Below are 19900 nucleotides of genomic sequence, written 5' to 3'. Positions count from 1 at the left end.
GAACCCACCTCCTTGGATGCTTAGCCCGCATCCTAGAGGGTCTAGGAAAGAATCTCCCGCACGAATTCATTGGCGAACTTGCCCGCGGGGTCCAGCCCGGCCGCCAGCGCCCGGAACTCGGCCAGCCTCGGGAACCGTTCCCGCACGACCGCCGAGGGCATCTCGAACACCTTCCCCCAGTGCGGCCGGGCGTCCAGCGCGCCGAGCGCGGCCTCCACCGCGCGGACCGCGGGCAGTACGGCCGCCGCGTCCTCGATCCAGGTGAAGTGCAGCGCCACCGAGTCCCGCCCGTACGCCGGGCTGAGCCACTGCGCGTCGGCCGCGACCGTCCGTACCTCACAGGTCAGCACGGTCTCGGCGAGCGTCGCGCGGATCGCGTCGAGGGCGAGCAGCGCGGCCATGGCGTCCGCTCTGGGCAGCAGGTACTCCGACTGGAGTTCCGAACCGCTGCTGGGCGTGAACTCGGCCCGGAAATGCGGCAGTCGCTCATGCCAGGGGCCGGGCACTCCGCCCTGCCCGGTGCAGTTGACGGCCGGCATCCCCGGCACCGGATGCATCGCCCCGGCCGCCGGCTCGGCCCACGGGAAGTCCACCGGCGCCTGGTCGGTACGCCGCTTCAGCCACACCTGCCGGAACCCCGGCGCCCGCCAGTCGGTGAACAGGCTCACGCTGTACGCCGAGGCCGCGACCGCCTCGTACTCCAGCCCGTCCAGAGGGAGTTCGGCGAACACATGCTGCTCGACCTCGTACGAGGGCTCCAGGTCGAGGGTGAGCGCGGTGACCACGCCGAGTGCGCCCAGCGAGGTCACGGCACCGTCGAAACGGGCGTCGCCGCGGGCGATCCGCAGCGTGCCGCCGTCCGCCGTGATCAGCTCCACCTCGCGCACCGCCGAGGCGAGCGGCCCGTTGCGCACGCCGGAGCCGTGGGTGCCGGTGGCGACCGACCCGGCGACCGAAATATGCGGCAGGGACGCCATGTTGGCCAGCGCCAGCCCGTGCGCGTGCACCGTACGGGCCAGCTCCGCGTACCGGACCCCACCCCCGACCCGTACCGTCCGCGCCGTCGTGTCCACGTCGATCACCGGGGGCAGCCCGGCCACGGACAGCAGCACGCCCCCGGCGCCGGGGTCCGCGATCCGGTTGAAGGAGTGCCCGCTGCCCAGCACCCGCACCCGCGCGCTGCCCGCCACCAGCGCCCGCAGGGCGTCCGGAGAAGTGGGCCGGTGGAACTCGTCGGCCGTGTACGTGATGTTCCGCGCCCAGTTGGTGACCGCCCGCGCCGACCTGGTCATCCCTGCCGTCCCTCCCCGAGAGTGCCTGTGCCCAGACCCTCTCATCACTCCCGTGACCTGGGGAGACCCGGACCGAGAGGCAACACGTCGCGTGCCTCACAGCCCCCCCCCGGGAGGGCTTGCCGGGAAGTGGGGGCATACGGTGTGAGATGTACGTGTGAGCCGGGACCTTAGCCGGAGGAGACAGGGATGGGCAGCCGCACCGCGCTGGTCGAGGATCTGATGGAGCGGTTCCCGCATGTGCCGCGGGAAGCCGTCTTCAAGGAGGACCTGCTCCGGGGCGGAGTCGCCTTCGACGCCTCGGCCCTCAGCGACAACGAGAACGGCGAGGTCAAGCCGAAGTCGTACTTCATCTTCTCCTTCGACCACGGCACCCTGCCCGAGCTGGGCGAGGCCGCGCTCCGCAGGCCCCCGGAGGAGATCATCCTCACCGGCGGCCCCTACGACCTGCGCCGCACCGTCGTCTCCGTACGGGTGAACCCCGCCTCCCCCTACCGGGTCGCCGCCGACGAGCACGGCCAGCTCGGCCTCTACCTCGACGGTAAGCGGATCTCCGACGTCGGCGTGCCGCCGATGCCGGAGTACTACCGGCACAAGCTCTCCAACGGGAAGTCGGTCATGGAGGTGGCCCCCACCATCCAGTGGGGCTACCTGATCTATCTGACCGCTTTCCGCGTCTGCCAGTACTTCGGCGCCAAGGAGGAGTGCCAGTACTGCGACATCAACCACAACTGGCGCCAGCACAAGGCGGCGGGCCGGCCGTACACGGGCGTGAAGGACGTCGACGAGGTCCTCGAGGCGCTGGAGATCATCGACAAGTACGACACCGCCAAGATCTCCACCGCGTACACCCTCACGGGCGGCGCGATCACGACGAAGGTCCAGGGGCTGGACGAGGCCGACTTCTACGGGCGGTACGCCAAGGCCATCGAGGAGCACTTCCCGGGCCGCTGGATCGGCAAGGTCGTCGCCCAGGCGCTGCCCAAGCCGGACGTGCAGCGCTTCAAGGACTACGGCGTGCAGATCTACCACCCCAACTTCGAGGTGTGGGACGAGTACCTGTTCAAGATGTACTGCCCCGGCAAGGAGCGGTACGTCGGCCGCGACGAGTGGCACAAGCGCATCCTGGACTCCGCCGACGTGTTCGGCGCGCGCAACGTGATCCCCAACTTCGTGGCGGGCGTGGAGATGGCCGAGCCCTTCGGCTTCACCACCGTCGACGAGGCCATCGCCTCCACCACCGAGGGCCTGCGCTTCTTCATGTCACACGGCATCACGCCCCGCTTCACCACCTGGTGCCCGGAGCCCACCACCCCGCTCGGCAAGGCCAACCCGCAGGGCGCGCCGCTGGAGTACCACATCCGGCTGCTGGAGGCGTACCGCAACACCATGGACGACTTCGGCCTCTCCTACCCGCCCGGCTACGGCCCGCCCGGCCCCGGCAACGCGGTGTTCTCCGTCAGCTCCTTCATGGACAGCCTGTCCGCCGAGGAGCGGGTGGAGGTCTGAACCGGCCTATGACTCGGGGGCTTTGAACCGCCGAGCGTGCGCTTCCGTATCCCCTGACGGAGTGGCGGGCGCGCGGCGGGCGGTCACGGTCACGCCGGGCGACGAGCCGCTCACCCGATCCGCCGGGTCCGCTTGTCAGCCCGGCGTCGGCGTGAAAGGCTCCTGCCTCCGCGAGGCCCCAACTCCACCAATGTTGTGGTGAGTTGGCCCTCGCTCGTGGACGCTGGAGACCGATGCCCGATCTGCCGCCCCCTCAGGATGCCGCCGAGGCGGCGCTGTTCGCCGAGTGCTGGGACGCGGTCCTCTCCTACGCCGACCTGTGCACGGCCGGAGCGGGAACGGCACACCAACTGGCCGACGAAGCCTTCACCCTGGGGATGCGCGAGCTGCGGGCCGCGCAGGGCGCCGTGCGCGGCCGTACCGCCCGGCTGCCGGTCGTCCCCCAACTCCTCACCGCCGTACGGGAGACGGCGGCCGGCTGGGAGAGCGCGGGCAAGGGGCACAAGCTCGACCCCGACCTCCGCCTCTGGCTCAACTCGGAGGCGGGCGCCCGCTATACGGGTCCACCGCTGGGCCGGCCCGTCGCGCTGCGGGGTCTCCGGGACATGCCCGAGGCCGACGCCACGCTGCTCTGGCTCGCCGAGGTGGAGTCGCTCCCGCTGCCCAGCGTCGCCCGCCGGCTGGGCCTGGACCCGCTGACCACGGGCGCCGAACTCGACCAGGTGCGCGTCCTGTTCCACGACCGCTGCCACCGCGCCCACCGGGACACCCCGCTGGACGCCGAGTGCCGCAGCTACGCACGCCTGCTGGACGCCGTCACCCGCTCGCCCGGCGCCGAGACCCCCGAGGACCTCTCCCGCCACCTCGCCACCTGCGTCCCCTGCGCCGAGGCCGCCGCCTGCCTGCGCCTGCACGGCGGCGGCATCCCGGCCGCGCTCGCCGGCGGCGTCATCGGCTGGGGCGCCCTCGCCTACCTCGAACGCCGCCGCCGCGCCGCAGAGGTGCGCCTCGGCGTGGGCGGGCCCTCGGGGCCGGGGGCGCGTACGGACGACGAGGCCGCCCGAGGTCGCGTCCTGCGAGGCAGCCTCCTGGCGGCGGCCGGCCTTCTCTCCGCGGTTGCCCTGGGCGTCTCCCTGATGCCCTTCGGCACCCCGGACGACACCGACGTGTCCGCCCGCGACGACCAGAAGCCGATCGCCGCGCCCGACACCCCGCACCCCGACCCCACCCCGGTTCCCTCCCGTTCGGCGGCACCGGCGACCACCCGCACGGTCCCGGCCCCGGCGTCCCCGAAACCGACCCCGACCCCGACCCCGACCCGGTCTCGGAAACCGGCGCCCCCGGCACCGAAGCCCTCCGCGACCCCGTCCCCCGAGCCGCCTTCTGTCACTTGCCACGTCGCCTACCACCTCGACGACGAATGGAGCGACGGCTTCCAGGCCAGCCTCCGCATCACCACCGACACCCCTCTCTCCGACTGGCAGCTCACCTGGACCTTCCCCGACGGCCAGCACATCGGCCGGACCTGGGACGCCACCCCGCACCAGACGGGCGCCCAGGTCACGGCGGAGGCCAAGAGCTACAACCGCTCGGTGGCCGCCCACGGGACGATCGCGTTCGGGTTCGTCGGGACGCGCGACGGGGGCAACGGCGCGCCACGCGCGTTCCGGCTCAACGGTGAGCCCTGCGCGAACGGTTGACCGAAGCGGGTCGTCGGCCGCAGGGGAGGATGGCCCTCATGAGTGACAGCCATGGTGAACTGCACGAACTGCTCCAGCGCGCCGGCCTGGAGAAGGCCGGGCACGGCGGGGTCTCCGACGCCCGGCCCTCGCGAGCTGCCTGGCGCCCGGTGATCGCGGCGAGTACCGAGCCCACGCTCACGGTGCCCGACGACCGTCCCGACCTGGTCGCCGAGCTGAACCGGCAGTGGCACCGGCTCGCCGTCGAGCGCGGTGTGATCGGCGCGGACGGGGAGTTCCTGATCAGCGTCGGCAATCAGGGCTGCGCCTGCTGGACCCGAGTGCGGCTGGGGGAGCAGTGGGACCTGGCCGGTCACCTCGGCCCGGACGCGGGTCAGCCGGAGTTCGTGACCATGTCCCCGGACGGGGAGAGCGTCCTGGGCGTCACCTGCGAGGAGTACGAGGTCTGGTTCGTGGCCGTCGCCCCGTTCGGCGACTGGCTGGAGGCGTGGGCACGGGCGCGGGCGGCCGAGAGACCGGCGGAGCGGGAGTCCGGCTGGGACAGCGTCCTGTGGCGGAACTCCGCCTCGGCCCGGCTGAGGGGTGCATGGCGCGACGGGCTGGCCAAAAATCCCGCCTCCTCGCCGGCTGTGCTGCGCCGTCTGCTCGACGTCGGTCCCGAGGAGCGGCTTTCGTCCGCGCTCAACTACCGGGACCTCCCCGATGACATGCTCGACGCCTGGGTCGCGCATCCCGAGTGGCGGGTCCGCAGGAATCTGGCGGAGCGATGGCAACTCGACGCCGAACGGCGCGCCGTACTCTTCCAGGACCCCGATCCCAGGAACCGCTGGATACTGCTCACCTGCGCGGTGGACGGCCGCTCGCCGCTCACCGCCGCGACCTTCGCCCAGCTCGCCACCGACCCCAGCCCGCGCGTGCGCGCCGAACTGGCCCGCCACCGCGATCTGCCGGCGCGACACCTCGTCGCACTCGCCGCCGACCCGGACGCCGAGGTACGCAAGGAGGCCGTTCCGCATGCCTGGGCGCACCTGATGCCTTCGGCGCGGGCGGTTCTGCTCGCGGACCCGGACGCCGGTGTGCGAGCCGAAGCCGTGTTGCGCCATCACCTCTCCACCCCGCTCCCGGCGGCCGGTTTCGCCGACCTCCCCGGTGATGCCCAGCGGGAACGCGCCGCGCGCACCTGCATGCTCGACCGTGAGCTGGCCGAGGAACTGGTCCACGGGGGCGAGACGACGCTGCGCAGCGCCGTCGCCCAGAACCTCCATCTGGACGCCGACCTGGTGGCTCTGCTCGGCCAGGACCCGGAGGCCGGGGTCCGCCGGGTGGTGTCCTTCCGTCCAGACCTCACGGAGGCGGAACGCGCCCGGGTGGCCATCGAGTTCGACCCCAGCGCCCGCTGCAACCCCCTTCCGTGGGTCCGGGACTTGGCGGACGACGAGGAAGCCATGCGCCGCTGCGCCACCTCCGCACACGTCATGCTCCGCCGCAGCGCCGCGTGCGCGACGAACCTGCCGCCCGACGTGGTCGAACTGCTGGCGCACGACGAGGACTGGGTCGTCCGGCTCTTCCTCGCCGAACACTGCGTCCAGGCCCCGGCCGACCTCCTGCTGGAGATGGTGCGGAGCTGGAACGGCTATTCGTCCGCCCGGATGATCGAACACCCCAACTTCCCCCGGCAGGGCGCCCTCCGCTTCGCAGACGACCCCGACCCCCGTACCCGCCTGCTCGCCCTTCTCGACCCGGAGGCGCCCGCCGAACTGGTGGAACGCTTCAGCCGGGACGCGGACTGGGGCATCCGCCACTCCGCGCTGCGTGACGAGCGGCTGTCCGTCGCTTCAGTGATCCGCCTGCTCGACGATCCGCACTGGTTCATAAGGGAGACCGCGGCCGCCGACCCACGCCTCCCCACCCACGTCCTGATCACCCTCCTCAACGACCGCACCACCGCAGAGGCCGCCGCCGCCAACCCCGCCATCCCGGAAACCGTCATGCACCACTTGCTGGACGTCACGGAAATCGATGGCGGCGCAGCACGCGCCGCTCTACAGTGAGAACCACTTCGCGCGGCGGCAGTTCGCCGCCGCTGTCGGCTGAGTGAGGAATGGGAGGTGTGACCGATGGCTGTCTCTGTGACGGGCCGTGCCCGCGACCAGAAGTTCATCCACTCCACCTCCGTGGCCACCGGCTGATCCGATCGCGCCGTAGGCGCTCGCCGGGGTCACCCCTGTGAAGGGTCTCCCTTGCAACTCTCCTCCTCGCACGCTCTTCTCCCCTTCGGCTGGGACCCCTACTGGGAAGCCGAGTTCGCCCCCTACGCCCGTCAGGGTCTGCTTCCCGGACGCGTGGTCCGGGTCGACCGGGGGCAGTGTGACGTCCTCACCGCGGACGGAGTCGTCCGCGCGGACACCGAGTTCGTCGTCCCCCGTGACCCGATGAAGGTCGTGTGCACGGGGGACTGGGTCGCCGTCGACCCCGAGGGCGGCGACCCCCGGTACGTCCGGGCCTACCTCCCCCGCCGGACGGCGTTCGTGCGCTCCACCTCCTCCAAGCGGTCCGACGGGCAGATCCTGGCGGCCAACGTGGACCACGCCGTGGTCGCCGTGTCGCTCGCCGTCGAGCTGGACCTCGGGCGCGTGGAGCGGTTCCTCGCGCTGGGCTGGGAGTCCGGCGCGCAGCCGGTGGTCGTGCTGGCCAAGGCCGACCTCGTACCGGACCCGGTGACGCTGGCGCACCTCGTACAGGACGTCGAGACCACCGCCCCCGGCGTCCCCGTGCTCACCGTCAGCGCGCTGTACGGGGACGGGCTGGAGGTGCTCCGGGCGCTGATCGGCACCGGTACCGCCGTGCTGCTCGGGCAGTCCGGCGCGGGCAAGTCCACGCTGGCCAACGCGCTCGTCGGCGCGGACGTGATGGACGTCCGGGCCGCGCGGGACGTGGACGGCAAGGGCCGGCACACCACGACCACCCGCAACCTGCTCCCGCTGCCCGGCGGGGGCGTGCTCATCGACACCCCCGGACTGCGCGGCGTCGGACTGTACGACGCGGAGAACGGGGTCGGCCAGGTGTTCTCCGAGATCGAGGAGCTGGCGGCACACTGCCGGTTCCACGACTGCTCCCACGCCGCCGAACCCGGCTGCGCGGTCGCCGCCGCCGTCGACTCCGGCGAGCTGCCCGCCCGACGGCTGGAGAGCTACCGCAAGCTGATCCGCGAGAACCAGCGGATCGTCGCCAAGACCGACGCCCGCCTGCGCGCCGAGATCCGCAAGGACTGGAAGCGCAAGGGAGCCGAGGGCCGCGCGGCGATGCGGGCCAAGCGGGGCCCCTGGTCCCAGGGCCTGTGATGTCGTAAACGATCCCGGGGTTCCGTCCTTACCGAAGGCCGAGCTGAGGATCGGCGCCGACCAGCTCGCCGCTGACCGCCCACAGGTGTGCGGCGGCGGCTCGGTCGGCCATGTGAGAGGGGACGGGCTCCTGCCTCGGCCTGCCCCGCAGGCCGAAGACCCTCGGCCCCCACAGCTCCCCTCCCCGCACCCTGGGATCGAGGACGGCGCGCACGACGGGCCATGCGCCCGCGTCCTTGCCCTGCACCAGGAGCCCGGCGGGCAAGGCGCGCAGCCGCTCGCCGGGGGTGGTGACTCCTACCGGCGGGCGGGACGGGGTGAGGGAGTCCAGTGCGCCGCCGGGATGGGCCACCACACTGAGCACCGTGCTGCCGACGGCCCGCAGGCGGCGATCGAGTTCGAAGCCGAAGCACATCTGGGCCAGTTTCGACCGGCCGTAGGTGCGCTTGGGCCGGTAGTCCCGGGTCGACTGCAGATCGCCGAGGTCCAGTCGCTCGGAACGCGCCGCGAAGCTTCCCACCGTCACGATGCGGCCCGCCGGCGCCGCGGACAGCAGGGGGACCAGCCACTGGGTCAGCGCGAAGTGGCCGAGGTGGTTGGTGCCGAACATCAACTCGTGGCCGTCCGCGGTCTCTCGGCGCGGCGGGTCGTCGAGCGCGACCCCCGCGTTGTGGACCACCGCGTCGAGGCGATCGAGGTCCAGCCTGTCCACGGCCGTCTTCAGGGACGACAGGTCGGCGAGGTCCAGGGGAAGGTGACGCACACGCGCGCCGGGGACGCGCGAGCGGATCGAGGCCATGGCGGCATCGGCCTTCGCCCGGTCCCGGCTGCCGAGTACGACAACGGCGCCGGTGGCGGCGAGCTGCTCCGCGGTGAAGTAGCCGATCCCGGCGTTGCCCCCGGTGACCAGGAAGGTGCTGCCCTCGGCGGACGGCAGCCGGTGGACGTCCCACGGCCGGCTCCGGGATGTGGAAGACACGATGACAGGCTCCTTGCGCTCTGTGGCAGCGTGCTCAGGGAGAGCACCGACCCGCCCCAAGGTCGCAATCTCTCCCGACACCACGCCGACAGATCACGCTCACCGCCCACAGATCCCCGACACCCCTCCGGGAAGGCCGAAGAGCAGGAAAGCCGCTACGCGACCGGCGCGGATCTGCATGTCCGTTTTCCGCTGGCCCGGCCCCCCTTCCACGTCCGACACTGGACGCATGACGGACGATGACAGCAGGTACGAGGCGGTGCGCGGCCGCGACGGGCGGTTCGACGGCGTCTTCTTCTTCGCCGTCCGGACCACCGGCATCTACTGCCGCCCGAGCTGCCCCGCGGTGACCCCCAAGCGGTGCAACGTGACGTTCTTCCGCACGGCCGCCGCCGCCCAGGGCGCGGGCTTCCGGGCCTGCCGCCGCTGCCGCCCGGACGCCGTGCCGGGGTCGGCCGAGTGGAACGTCCGCGCGGACGTCGTCGGCCGGGCCATGCGGTTGATCGCGGACGGCGTCGTCGACCGCGAGGGCGTCACCGGCCTCGCCGCCCGCCTCGGCTACAGCGCCCGCCAGGTGCAGCGCCAGCTCACCGGCGAGGTCGGCGCCGGACCCGTCGCGCTCGCCCGCGCCCAGCGCGCCCACACCGCGCGCACCCTGCTGCGGACCACCGAACTCCCGGTCACCGAGATCGCGTTCGCGTCCGGGTTCCGCAGCATCCGCCAGTTCAACGACACCATCCGCGAGGTCTACGCCCATACCCCCACCGAGGTACGCGACGCCGCCCCCCGCTCCCGCCGCGGCGCCCCCGGCACCGGCATCCCGCTGCGTCTCGCTCACCGGGGCCCCTACCAGGCCGGCGCCGTCTTCGACCTGCTCGCCCGCGAGGCCGTACCCGGCGTCGAGGAGGTGACCGGCACCATGGGCGCCCGCGTCCACCGGCGCACCCTGCGGCTGCCCTACGGCACCGGCGTCGCCGTCGTCCACGAGCGTGCCCACACCCCCGAGCCACGTGGCGGCACCCGGCCCGGCGGCTGGCTCGACGCGCGCCTGCTGCTCACCGACCCCCGCGACCTCACCACCGCCGTGCACCGGCTGCGCCGGCTGTACGACCTCGACGCCGACCCCTACGCCGTAGACGCCCGTCTCGCCGCCGACCCCCGGCTCGCCCCGCTGGTCGCCGCCCGGCCCGGACTGCGCTCACCCGGCGCCGTCGACCCGCTGGAGATCGCGGCCCGCGTCCTGACCGGGTCTCCGGAGGCCCTCGAACGGCTCGTCCTCCGGTACGGCAAGGCGCTCGACGCGCCCAGCGGCACCCTCACCCACCTCTTCCCCGAGCCCGCCGTCCTCGCCGAGGCGGAGGCCGGGACCCCGCTCGGCACGCTCGCCGCCGCCCTCGCCGACGGCCGGCTGCGCCTCGACCCCGGCGCCGACCGGGACGAGGCCCGGCGCGTCCTGGACGGGCTGCCCGGCATCACCCCGGCCGCCGTCGCCGCCCTCCGGGCGCGCGTCCTCGGCGACCCGGACGTCACCCCACCCGGTACGGACCTGCCCGAAGCCTGGCGGCCCTGGCGGTCCTACGCCGTACAACACCTACGGGTCGCCGAGGAGCTGACCGAGTGATGGCGATCATGGACAACCCCTACTGGACCGAACTGGCCTCGCCGGTCGGCCCCCTGCTGCTCACCGCCGACGCCGACGGCGCGCTGACCTCGGTCTCCGTGCCCGGCCAGAAGGGCGGCCGGACCGTCCAGGAGGGCTGGCGGCACGACGCCGGACCCTTCCGGGAGGCCACCGAGCAGCTCACCGCGTACTTCGCCGGCGACCTCGAGGAGTTCGACCTGCCGGTCCGCGCGCAGGGCACCGAGTTCCGCGAGCGGGTGTGGGCCGCGCTGGACGCCGTCCCCTACGGGGCCACCACCACGTACGGCGCGATCGCGGCCAGGGTCGGCGCCCCGCGCGCCGCGATCCGTGCGGTCGGCGGCGCGCTCGGCGCCAACCCCCTGCTGGTCGTCCGCCCCTGCCACCGGGTCATCGGGGCCGACGGCACGATGACCGGATACGCGGGCGGGCTCGACCGAAAGATGTGGCTGCTGCGTCTGGAGGGGGTGCTGGGGGAGGCGTAACCCTGGGGGCCGCCCCCGCTGGGCCGTGCGGGTGGGCCCCCGCGCCGGTGCCCCCTACGGGCCCGCCGGGTGTGACACCGTCGCCTCCGGCGGCCCGGACGCGCGGACGGGCCCGGTGCGAAAGGGCGGACATTGCGCTACGTCGTACGGTTCCTCGCGGCCCTGCTGCTGGTCCTCACCCCGGCCCCGGCCTGCGCCGCCGGGGTACAGAAATCGTGGACCGGCACCTGGGAGGCCGCCCCCTCCGGCACCGCCGCCGCCCTGCCCGGCGCCGCGATCCGCAACATCGTCCACCTCAGCGTCGGCGGTCACGAGCTGCGGGTACGCGTCACCAACCGGCTCGGCACCGCCCCGCTCCACCTCGGCGCGGTCACCGTCGCCCTCCGGCAGGGCCAGGGCCCGGACGCCGTACCCGGCACCCTGCGCACCGCCACCTTCCACCGCGCCACCACCGCCACGGTCCCGCCCGGCCGGGACCTCCTCACCGACCCGGTCCGGCTCACCGTCCCGGCCGCCGCCGACCTCCTGGTCACCGTCCTCACCCCGGACGACTCCGGCCCCGCCACCCAGCACGGCACCGCCCTCCAGACGAGCTGGATCGCGCTGGTCGGCGCCGGGCACGCGGCCGACGAGGACGGGTCCGCGTACCGCACCCCCATCAGCAACTGGTACTACGTCGCCGGTGTCGACGTACGCGGCGGGCCCGCGACCGGCAGCGTCGTCGCCTTCGGGGACTCGCTCACCGACGGCCACGGCTCCACCCACGACGCCAACCACCGCTGGCCCGACCTGCTGGCCGGACGCCACCGCCGCCTAGGCGTCCTCAACGCGGGCATCGGCGGCAACCGCCTGCTGCGCGACGGCACCGGTCCCGGCGCCCTCGCCCGGCTCGACGCGGACGCGCTGGACCGCGCCGGGGCCCGCGTCCTCGTCGTCTTCGAGGGCGTCAACGACATCAACGGCAAGCCCACCGCCGACGACGTCAGCGCCTACGCCGACGCCTACCGCACCGTCGTCGCCCGCGCCCACGCCCGGCACCTGCGGGTCGTGGGCGTCACCCTCACCCCGTACGCCGGCCACCCGCTGCACACGGCGGCACGCGAGAAGGTACGGCAGCAGGTCAACGAGTTCATCCGCGGCGGGGGCGCTTTCGACGCGGTCTGCGACGCGGACGCGGCGCTGCGCGATCCGGCCGACCCCGAGCGCCTGCTGCCGGAGTACGACCCCGGCGACCATCTGCACTTCGACGACGACGGGATGCGGGCGGTCGCGGACTGCGTGAGCCGTGTCCTGCTGTGAACCCGAGCGGGATCAGCCCCACACCACCGCGCCCAGCCACGCGCCCGCGATCAGCAGGCAGGCGAAGAGTTCCGTGAACACGCTGAAGCCGCCCGAGCGCCACGCCGTACGCAGCGCGGCCATCGCCTCGCCGTGGCGGCCGAGGCGGAGCCGCTCGCCGAGGTAGATCCCGCCCATGAAGCCGGGCAGCGCGCCCACCACCGGCAGCAGCACGAAGCCGACGAGCGCGCCGACACCCGCGTAGACCGCCATCCGGGGCGTCGCGCCGCTCGCCCGCAGTCGGCGCGCGGGCAGCGTCCAGCGGACGACCTGCGCCAGCAACAGGACGACGGTCGCACCCACCAGGAGCGCCCAGGCCAGGCCGGACGGGTTCGTCAGCGCCCACCACAGCACCCCGGCCCACACCAGCCACGACCCCGGCACCCCGGGCACCAGTACTCCGCACAGGCCCAGCGCGATCACCAGGCCGACCAGCAGGAGTTCCCACGCTCCCATCTGCCCAGCGTGCCCGAGCCCGGACGGAACCGCAGATCTCGTACGGCCGTTCGCCCTGTCCCTCGATGCGCTGGGTGAGGAGGGCCGGATTTCGCCGATGCCCCGTTTCCGCGCCGCCGGCGTGGTGACAATTACCGGCATGAGTCAGCAGGGGGGCGGGCCCACTCGCCAGGACGACGACTGGTGGGGGCAGCTCTACGACGAGACGGCCGACGACACCGGACCGGCACCGGCCCCGGATTCCCTGGACGACCGCTACGCCTCGGCGAAACGGGCGACGGTGCCCGGCGGCGCCGAGGGGCGGGGCACGCTTCAGGAGGGCTCACCACCCCCGCCGGCCCGGAGAACCGACGACCAGACCCCTGAGCAACGCCCGCCCCTTCCCGCACAGCGGGGCACCGAGCCGCCCGCGCCTCCAGCCCCCGGTGCCCAGCCGGGGACCCCGGCTCCGGAAACCCGGCGGACGCCGCCCGTCGGACCGCCTGCCCCTCCCGTGCCGGACGCGCTACCGCCGACCGCGGGGCCGGACGTCCGCCGGGAGGCGCCCGCGGGCCGGCCGCCCGTCCCGCCGAGCGCCCAGCAGCCCGACGGACCTCCCCCTGGTCCGCCCAGCGCCCCGGCCACCCCGGCAGGGTGGCCCCCGGCTTCGCCAACCGCCGCGAATGCGTGGCCGGGCGTGCCTCCCGCCGTCCCGCCACGGGCCCCGGACGCCCCGGCAGGGCGTGCGCCGGTATCACCCACCGCCCCGGATGCGTGGCCGGACGTGCCTCCCGCTGTCCCACCACGGGCCCCGGATGCCCCGGCAGGACGGACCCCGGCTTCGCCAACCGCCGCGAATGCGAGGCCGGGGGAGCCTCCTGCCGTTCCGTCAAGGGCCCCGGAAGCCCCGGCAGGGCGTGCGCCGGTATCACCCACCGCCCCGGATGCGTGGCCGGGCGAGCCTCCCGCCGTCCCGTCACGGGCCCCGGATGCCCCGGCAGGACGGACCCCGGCTTCGCCAACCGCCGCGAATGCGCGGCCGGGGGAGCCTCCCGCCGTCCCGCCGGACGCCCCGGCCACCCCGGCAGGGTGGTCCCCGGCTTCGCCCACCGCCCCGGATGCGTGGCCGGGGGAGCCTCCTGCCGTTCCGTCACGGGCCCCGGCCACCCCGGCAGGGCGGACCCCGGCTTCGCCAGCCGCCCCCGATGCGCGGCCGGGCGAGCCCCCCGTTGCCCCGCCGGACGGCCCGGCGGGGCGTACTCCAATCGGCCCGGATTCACGTCCCGGCCAACCCCCCGCCGTGCCGCCCATGCCCGGCTGGCCCGCGCCCAGCGCGGAGCGGCCGGGCGCGCCCCGAGGGCCCGTCGTCGCCGGCGTAGCCCACTTCACCCCCGCCGCTCCCCCCGCCCCCGACTACGTCGGCTCCCGGCCGCCCACCTACGCGCCCGAGCCCACCGCGCTGCCCGCCGCCGATCCCGAGGAACTCGGGGAACTGGTGTCGGACACCGTGTTGGAGGGCGCGCGGTACGGGGCGTGCACGTTGCGGGCGGTGTCGTTGCGGGGGGATTCCGCGCGCTACCGGGGGGAGGCACGGCGGGACGCGCTGCTGGTGGCGCGGTTCGGCAGCGGCGAGCAGGCACTGGTACTGGTGGCGACGGCGACCGGCGCGCGGGCCGCGCCCGGTGCGCACCGGGCGGCCGCCGAGGCGTGCCGGTGGATCGGGCAGGCGGTGGGACGCAGCCACGAACGGCTGGTGGAGGACCTGCGGGCGGACCGGCGCGGCGACCTCAAGTCCGGGCTGAACCGCCTCACCGACCGCACCCTGGGCAAACTCCGCGCCGACTCCGGGGAACCCACCACGAGCCTGCGCTGTCTGCTGCTGCCCGCCGACCCCGACTGCCGCACCCGCGTGTTCTTCGGCGCCGGGGAGGGCGGCCTGTTCCGGCTGCGGGACGGCGAGTGGCGGGACATCGAACCAGCCTCACCGGCCGTACCGGCAGAGGGCACCCCCGACGGCGACCGGCTCACGATGGACCTCGGCGTCCCGGCCCCGCCGGGCCCGTACGAACCGGCCGAGCCGCCGCAGACGCCGTTCCGGTTCCGGGCCGTCATAGCCCGGCCGGGTGATGTGCTGATGATGTGCACCTCCGGCCTCGCGGACCCGCTGCGGGGGGAGGCGGCGCTGCGCGCGTTCCTGGGCCGCCGCTGGTCGCGCCCCGCCGCGCCCGGTCTCGCCGGGTTCCTCGCGGACACGCAGACCAGGGTGAAGGGGTACGCCGACGACCGTACGGCCGCCGCCGTTTGGGAGGCGTAACCGGGGCCGCTGTGACTTGATGGAAGCGCAGGGGCGTATCCCAGGGACCGCGAAGGGGCGGACGACCGTCATGGCCAGACAGAACGTCGCCGAGCAGTTCGTCGACATCCTCGCCCGCGCCGGCGTGCGCCGTATGTACGGCGTCGTCGGCGACAGCCTGAACCCGGTCGTGGACGCCGTGCGCCGCAACGCCGGGATCGACTGGGTGCACGTACGGCACGAGGAGGTCGCCGCCTTCGCGGCCGGCGCCGAGGCGCAGATCACCGGCAGACTGACGGCGTGCGCGGGCTCCTGCGGCCCCGGCAACCTGCACCTGATCAACGGCCTCTACGACGCCCACCGCTCCATGGCACCCGTACTGGCGCTGGCCTCCCACATCCCGTCCAGCGAGATCGGCCTCTCCTACTTCCAGGAGACGCACCCCGAGCGGCTGTTCGCGGAGTGCAGCCACTACAGCGAGATGATCTCCAACCCGCAGCAGATGCCCCGGCTGCTCCAGACCGCCATCCAGCACGCCATCGGCCAGCGCGGCGTCAGCGTCGTCACGCTGCCCGGCGACGTCGCCGACCTGCCCGCGCCCGACCAGTCCTTCGAGAGCGCCCTGGTCACCTCCCGGCCCACGATCCGCCCCGGCGACGCCGAGATCGACCGCCTGGTGGAGATGATCGACCAGGCCGACAAGGTCACCCTGTTCTGTGGCGCGGGCACGGCGGGCGCCCACGCCGAGGTGATGGAGTTCGCGGGCCGGATCAAGTCCCCGGTGGGGCACGCCCTGCGCGGCAAGGAGTGGATTCAGTACGACAACCCGTACGACGTCGGCATGAGCGGGCTGCTCGGCTACGGCGCGGCCTACGAGGCCACCCACGAGTGCGAGCTGCTGATCCTGGTCGGCACCGACTTCCCGTACAACGCGTTCCTGCCGGACGACGTGAAGATCGCGCAGATCGACGTACGCCCCGAGGTCATCGGGCGGCGGTCGCGGCTGGACCTCGCGGTGTGGGGCGACGTCCGCGAGACGCTGCGGTGTCTGATCCCGCGCGTGCGGGAGAAGACGGACCGCCGCTTCCTGGACCGGATGCTGAAGAAGCACGCCGACGCGCTGGAGGGCGTCGTCAAGGCGTACACCCGCAAGGTGGACAAGCACATCCCCATCCATCCCGAGTATGTGGCGTCCGTGCTGGACGAGTTGGCCGACGACGACGCGATCTTCACCGTCGACACCGGCATGAACAACGTCTGGGCCGCCCGCTACATCTCGCCCAACGGCCGTCGCAGGATCATCGGTTCGTTCTCGCACGGCTCGATGGCGAACGCGATGCCGATGGCCATCGGCGCCCAGCTCGTCGACCGCGACCGGCAGGTCGTCTCCATGTCCGGTGACGGCGGATTCACCATGCTGATGGGCGACTTCCTGACCCTGGTGCAGCAGGATCTGCCGGTCAAGATCGTGCTGTTCAACAACTCCGCGCTCGGCATGGTGGAGTTGGAGATGCTGGTCGCGGGCCTGCCGTCGTACGGCACCACCGACGTCAACCCCGACTTCGCCGAAGTCGCCCGCGCGTGCGGTGTGTTCGGGGTGCGGGTGGAGAAGCCCAAGCAGTTGGCCGGGGCGCTCAAGGACGCCTTCAGACACAAGGGCCCGGCGCTGGTGGACGTCGTCACCGACCCCAACGCCCTCTCGATCCCGCCGAAGATCAAGGCCGACATGGTCACCGGGTTCGCGCTGTCCGCCTCGAAGATCGTGCTGGACGGCGGCGTCGGCCGGATGCTCCAGATGGCCCGCTCCAACCTCCGCAACGTCCCCCGGCCCTGAACTCGCCCTGGGAGGCGGTGATTTCCGGCCAGTTTCACCGCGTGTGACCGATTGGGGGCGCAGGGTGTGCGGGTGGGCCCGCAGGGGCCGCCAGACGGCTCCTGCGGCGCCTTCCGGCCGCCTCCGCGCTTTCCGTACGCGTGTCCAGGCGGGCGGTGGACGGCCCGTACGGCCGCCGCGCGTGGCCGAACTCCCGGCGGTCGGGCGGGGGTCATGACTGGCCGTTGGTCCACTGGGCAACCATCCGTCGTGGACGCGGTCGACCAGGAGGGGGAGGGCCGGCGACGTGTGGGCGGGGGTCATGACGAGTCAGGCGCGAGGGGGCGGTCCCATGACGGTGGGGGCCTCTCCGGCGGACACGGGAGACGGCGAGACCGGCGGTACACATGAGGCGCACCGGCTCAGACGGGAGCTGGCGCGGGCCGACCTCACGGCGGTGCCCGCGGCGAGGCGCGCGCTGCGCGGCCTGCTGCGGCACTGGGACCGGCCCGACCGGTCCGACATAGCGGAACTGCTCACCAGCGAACTGGTCACCAACGCCCTGGTGCACACCGACGACGACGCGGTCCTCACCGCCGTCGTCTCCCCGCGCGGACTCCGCGTGGAGGTACGGGACTTCACGACCCGAGGGCCCCTGGTGCGCACCCCGACCCCGGACGAGGACACAGGCGGCCGGGGCCTGGTCCTGGTGCGGTCCCTCGCGGACGCCTGGGGGGTGCGGGCGCACGCGGTGGGCAAGTCGGTCTGGTTCGAGCTGGGTTCGCAGGCCGCGTAGACGGAGACGACGACGGGGTGGGGACGCGATCCCACGGGATCACGTCCCCACCCCGCCGCCGCTCGGGCTCAACCGAACTGCTGCTCAAGGTCCTTCAGCTTGCGCTCCAGCGAGTCGAGCCGCGGCAGCGCCATCGTGTCGTCCTCCGCGGTGAGGTCGACGGTGACCTGCTCCTTGCGGACCGACTGCAGCGAGGGCCGTGAGCGGGTGGTCAGCTTCTCCGCCGCTATGGCCGGCTCCCCGGTCGCAGGGGCGGGGGCGCGGTCCATCTGCACCTCCACCGTCCGCGTGGGCGTCCGGCCCACGAAGCTCCGGGCGCCTCGGCTCAGAGCCTTCAACTGGGCGCGTTCGACGCGCTGTTGATCGCGCCGGCGCTGACGGGCCTCGCTCTTCTCCCGCTTGTCGTCGCGCACCTCCTCGACCGCCTCGTCCAGGCTGCGCACACCCTCCAGGAGCATGAGCGACCAGGCGCCGTAGGTCTCGCGCGGTGCCCGCAGCCAGCGGACGATGCGGATCTGGGGCAACGGGCGCGGCACCAGGCCCTGTTCACGCAGGGCGGCCCGGCGGGTCTGCTTCAGCGCCCGGTCGAACAGCACCGCCGCCGACAGGGACATGCCGGAGAAGAACTGCGGCGCCCCGTCGTGGCCCATCCCCCGTGGCGCGTGGACCCAGTTGAACCAGGCCGCGGCGGCGGCGAACATCCACACCAGCATGCGGGAACCCAGCGCGGCGTCGCCGTGGCTGGCCTCGCGCACGGCGAGGACCGAGCAGAACATGGCCGCGCCGTCCAGGCCGAACGGCACCAGATACTGCCAGCCGCCGGTGAGGCCGAGGTTCTGCTCACCGAAGCCGACCAGGCCGTGGAAGGAGAGGGCCGCCGCCACCGCGGCGCAGCAGAACAGCAGGACGTACGAGGCGGTGCCGTAGACCGCCTCCTTGCGCCTGCGGCGCTCCTCGCTGCGCTCCCAGGAGTCGTCCGCACCCGTCTTCTCCCCGGAGGAGCGCTTGCCGCGCGCGAGCACCGCGATCGCCGCCGGCACGCCCAGGAGCAGCACGGCGCCCGGAAGCAGCCAGTTCAGCGATATGTCGGTCATTCGCATCAGGGGTCCCTTGCCTTGGGATAGGGCGTATCGCCCGTCATAGTGACCCATTCCCGGCGGTCGGCCGGGGATTTCGAGGCAACGATCCTTCAAAGGGGCCCGAGGGTGGCGAGATGGCGCCGTTCTACTCGAACTGTGTGCTGCGACTGGGTAGTTGAGTTCGATTTTCGCCGCTCGAACGAGTGGTTCCGGCTCGCTCAGGCCGCCGCGGCCGCCGTCAGCCTGGCGACGCGGTCGCTGTCGCAGGTACGGGGACAGGTGGCGCAGGTGTCCTCGGGGCGCAGGGTGTAGAACATGCAGCAGCTCACCCGGTCGCGGGTGGCCAGCGGGGCGCCGTCCGGACCGGTCAGTTCACGGAACGCGGCCGAGCCCGCGTAGGGGCGGGTGGTGCCCGGCAGCAGCAGCTCCAGCTCGCGCACGGCGCGGCGCTCCTCGACCTCGCCGAGGAGGGAGGCGAGGTACCACAGGCCCTCGACGATCTCGTCCGTCGCCATGCCCCACAGGGCGCGGCCGCGCCGCCGCATGCGCGGGCCGAAGCCGCCCAGTACGGGTTCGAGGTGCTCGGCCACGGCCGCGCGCACCTCGGCGCGCAGCGCCTCCTCGTCGGCCACCACGACCGCCTCGGGCAGCCCGGCCGCCGGGTCGTCCGGCAGACAGGCGAAGGTGCCCGGCCGTACGGTCATCCGGCCCTCGGTGCGGTGGTAGGCGACGTGGGCGGCGGGCAGCCGGGGGACGCGGCGGTGCAGGAACCAGGGGACGGTGATCAGGAGGCAGGCGGGCCACGCGTACCGGTGCAGGCCGAAGCCGGCGATCACGTCGGGGCGGGCGGGCTGTCCGTAGTCCCGCAGCACCTGGGCGTCGTCCCACGCGAGGAAGGAGTCGAGCTGGGCGCCCCCGGCCGCGAGGCCGTCGGCGGTGACCCAGCCGTCGCCTGCGGGCAGGGGGCGTGCCGGGTCCTCCATGACCGTCACGCTCAGCCCCGGATAAACCTCGCCGAGCCGGGCGTACGCTGCGGTGAGCGGCGAGGCCGTAGCGAGCATGGCGGGACCACCGATCCTTCGAACGCGGGGGCGGGCGTACAGGTAAGGCTAACCTTACCCATCTTTCCGGGAATTTGAAGTGCCGCCTCCTGCGCCTAAGGTGCTTGACGGACATGTGACGGTCCGTCGTCCGTGTCCGG

Annotated in this window: 15 protein-coding genes; 10 read left to right on the top strand and 5 right to left on the bottom strand. The window is 73.5% G+C overall.

What is annotated here, in order from left to right:
• Positions 1–41 precede the first annotated feature (41 nt).
• Positions 42–1292, bottom strand: a complete 1251-nt coding sequence (locus ACZ3HQ_RS13940; protein WP_467510548.1) for an FAD-binding protein — start codon at positions 1290–1292, stop codon at positions 42–44.
• Positions 1293–1481: 189 nt separating this feature from the next.
• On the opposite strand from ACZ3HQ_RS13940, the gene ACZ3HQ_RS13935 reads away from it, so the two are divergent.
• The 4 genes from ACZ3HQ_RS13935 to rsgA all read left to right on the top strand — a co-directional run bounded on the left by ACZ3HQ_RS13935 (position 1482) and on the right by rsgA (position 7842).
• The gene (locus ACZ3HQ_RS13935) at positions 1482–2801 is read left to right on the top strand and encodes a radical SAM protein (RefSeq protein WP_467510546.1); all 1320 of its coding nucleotides are present in this window, start codon (positions 1482–1484) and stop codon (positions 2799–2801) included.
• 233 nt (positions 2802–3034) lie between these two features.
• A complete protein-coding gene (locus ACZ3HQ_RS13930) occupies positions 3035–4501 on the top strand; it encodes a cellulose binding domain-containing protein (protein WP_467510544.1) in 1467 nt (488 codons plus the stop codon).
• A gap of 38 nt (positions 4502–4539) precedes the next feature.
• Positions 4540–6552 (top strand): PE-PGRS family protein, encoded by a 2013-nt coding sequence (locus ACZ3HQ_RS13925; protein ID WP_467510542.1) that lies wholly within the window; start codon positions 4540–4542, stop codon positions 6550–6552.
• 189 nt (positions 6553–6741) lie between these two features.
• Positions 6742–7842 carry a ribosome small subunit-dependent GTPase A gene (gene rsgA, locus ACZ3HQ_RS13920; protein WP_467510540.1) on the top strand — a complete coding sequence of 367 codons (1101 nt, stop codon included), beginning with the start codon at positions 6742–6744 and terminating at the stop codon, positions 7840–7842.
• 28 nt (positions 7843–7870) lie between these two features.
• Here the strand turns inward: rsgA and ACZ3HQ_RS13915 are convergent, their stop codons facing one another.
• Positions 7871–8821, bottom strand: coding sequence for an SDR family NAD(P)-dependent oxidoreductase (locus ACZ3HQ_RS13915; RefSeq protein WP_467510538.1), 951 nt, complete (start codon positions 8819–8821; stop codon positions 7871–7873).
• Between the two features lie 229 nt (positions 8822–9050).
• On the opposite strand from ACZ3HQ_RS13915, the gene ACZ3HQ_RS13910 reads away from it, so the two are divergent.
• The 3 genes from ACZ3HQ_RS13910 to ACZ3HQ_RS13900 all read left to right on the top strand — a co-directional run bounded on the left by ACZ3HQ_RS13910 (position 9051) and on the right by ACZ3HQ_RS13900 (position 12244).
• Positions 9051–10442 (top strand): DNA-3-methyladenine glycosylase 2 family protein, encoded by a 1392-nt coding sequence (locus ACZ3HQ_RS13910; protein ID WP_467510536.1) that lies wholly within the window; start codon positions 9051–9053, stop codon positions 10440–10442.
• An 8-nt stretch (positions 10443–10450) separates the two neighbouring features.
• On the top strand, positions 10451–10945 hold the full coding sequence (locus ACZ3HQ_RS13905; protein WP_467511065.1) for a methylated-DNA--[protein]-cysteine S-methyltransferase: 495 nt from the start codon (positions 10451–10453) through the stop codon (positions 10943–10945).
• A gap of 132 nt (positions 10946–11077) precedes the next feature.
• On the top strand, positions 11078–12244 hold the full coding sequence (locus ACZ3HQ_RS13900) for an SGNH/GDSL hydrolase family protein (protein WP_467510534.1): 1167 nt from the start codon (positions 11078–11080) through the stop codon (positions 12242–12244).
• Positions 12245–12256: 12 nt separating this feature from the next.
• On the opposite strand, the gene ACZ3HQ_RS13895 is transcribed toward ACZ3HQ_RS13900, so the two are convergent.
• Entirely contained in the window at positions 12257–12739 is a 483-nt protein-coding gene (locus ACZ3HQ_RS13895) for a DUF456 domain-containing protein (protein ID WP_467510532.1), read from the bottom strand.
• A 97-nt stretch (positions 12740–12836) separates the two neighbouring features.
• Between ACZ3HQ_RS13895 and ACZ3HQ_RS13890 the strand changes: the two genes are divergently transcribed.
• From ACZ3HQ_RS13890 to ACZ3HQ_RS13880, 3 genes are all read left to right on the top strand, one after another.
• Positions 12837–15032, top strand: a complete 2196-nt coding sequence (locus ACZ3HQ_RS13890) for a protein phosphatase 2C domain-containing protein (protein WP_467510530.1) — start codon at positions 12837–12839, stop codon at positions 15030–15032.
• A 70-nt stretch (positions 15033–15102) separates the two neighbouring features.
• Positions 15103–16845 (top strand): pyruvate dehydrogenase, encoded by a 1743-nt coding sequence (locus ACZ3HQ_RS13885; protein WP_467510528.1) that lies wholly within the window; start codon positions 15103–15105, stop codon positions 16843–16845.
• Between the two features lie 331 nt (positions 16846–17176).
• Positions 17177–17620, top strand: coding sequence for an ATP-binding protein (locus ACZ3HQ_RS13880; protein ID WP_467510526.1), 444 nt, complete (start codon positions 17177–17179; stop codon positions 17618–17620).
• Between the two features lie 68 nt (positions 17621–17688).
• Here ACZ3HQ_RS13880 and ACZ3HQ_RS13875 read toward each other — a convergent pair whose 3' ends face one another.
• Both ACZ3HQ_RS13875 and ACZ3HQ_RS13870 read right to left on the bottom strand, forming a co-directional pair.
• The gene (locus ACZ3HQ_RS13875) at positions 17689–18720 is read right to left on the bottom strand and encodes a DUF2637 domain-containing protein (protein WP_467510524.1); all 1032 of its coding nucleotides are present in this window, start codon (positions 18718–18720) and stop codon (positions 17689–17691) included.
• A gap of 197 nt (positions 18721–18917) precedes the next feature.
• Complete coding sequence (locus ACZ3HQ_RS13870) at positions 18918–19760, bottom strand: (2Fe-2S)-binding protein (RefSeq protein ID WP_467510522.1); 843 nt, start codon at positions 19758–19760, stop codon at positions 18918–18920.
• Positions 19761–19900 lie beyond the last annotated feature (140 nt).

The organism is Streptomyces sp. NPDC018263, assembly GCF_055562575.1.
Note: the sequence above shows the minus strand (reverse complement) of the source record. Positions and strands in the feature narration are given on the sequence as shown.

Excerpts from the sequence above, each read along its gene's own strand:
- ACZ3HQ_RS13885 (WP_467510528.1), top strand. The coding sequence starts at position 15,103 with ATGGCCAGACAGAACGTCGCCGAGCAGTTCGTCGACATCCTCGCCCGC.
- ACZ3HQ_RS13895 (WP_467510532.1), bottom strand. The coding sequence starts at position 12,739 with ATGGGAGCGTGGGAACTCCTGCTGGTCGGCCTGGTGATCGCGCTGGGC.
- ACZ3HQ_RS13930 (WP_467510544.1), top strand. The coding sequence starts at position 3,035 with ATGCCCGATCTGCCGCCCCCTCAGGATGCCGCCGAGGCGGCGCTGTTC.
- ACZ3HQ_RS13925 (WP_467510542.1), top strand. The coding sequence starts at position 4,540 with ATGAGTGACAGCCATGGTGAACTGCACGAACTGCTCCAGCGCGCCGGC.
- ACZ3HQ_RS13905 (WP_467511065.1), top strand. The coding sequence starts at position 10,451 with ATGGACAACCCCTACTGGACCGAACTGGCCTCGCCGGTCGGCCCCCTG.
- ACZ3HQ_RS13940 (WP_467510548.1), bottom strand. The coding sequence starts at position 1,292 with ATGACCAGGTCGGCGCGGGCGGTCACCAACTGGGCGCGGAACATCACG.
- ACZ3HQ_RS13870 (WP_467510522.1), bottom strand. The coding sequence starts at position 19,760 with ATGCTCGCTACGGCCTCGCCGCTCACCGCAGCGTACGCCCGGCTCGGC.
- ACZ3HQ_RS13890 (WP_467510530.1), top strand. The coding sequence starts at position 12,837 with ATGCCCCGTTTCCGCGCCGCCGGCGTGGTGACAATTACCGGCATGAGT.
- ACZ3HQ_RS13910 (WP_467510536.1), top strand. The coding sequence starts at position 9,051 with ATGACGGACGATGACAGCAGGTACGAGGCGGTGCGCGGCCGCGACGGG.
- ACZ3HQ_RS13935 (WP_467510546.1), top strand. The coding sequence starts at position 1,482 with ATGGGCAGCCGCACCGCGCTGGTCGAGGATCTGATGGAGCGGTTCCCG.
- ACZ3HQ_RS13880 (WP_467510526.1), top strand. The coding sequence starts at position 17,177 with ATGACGGTGGGGGCCTCTCCGGCGGACACGGGAGACGGCGAGACCGGC.
- ACZ3HQ_RS13875 (WP_467510524.1), bottom strand. The coding sequence starts at position 18,720 with ATGCGAATGACCGACATATCGCTGAACTGGCTGCTTCCGGGCGCCGTG.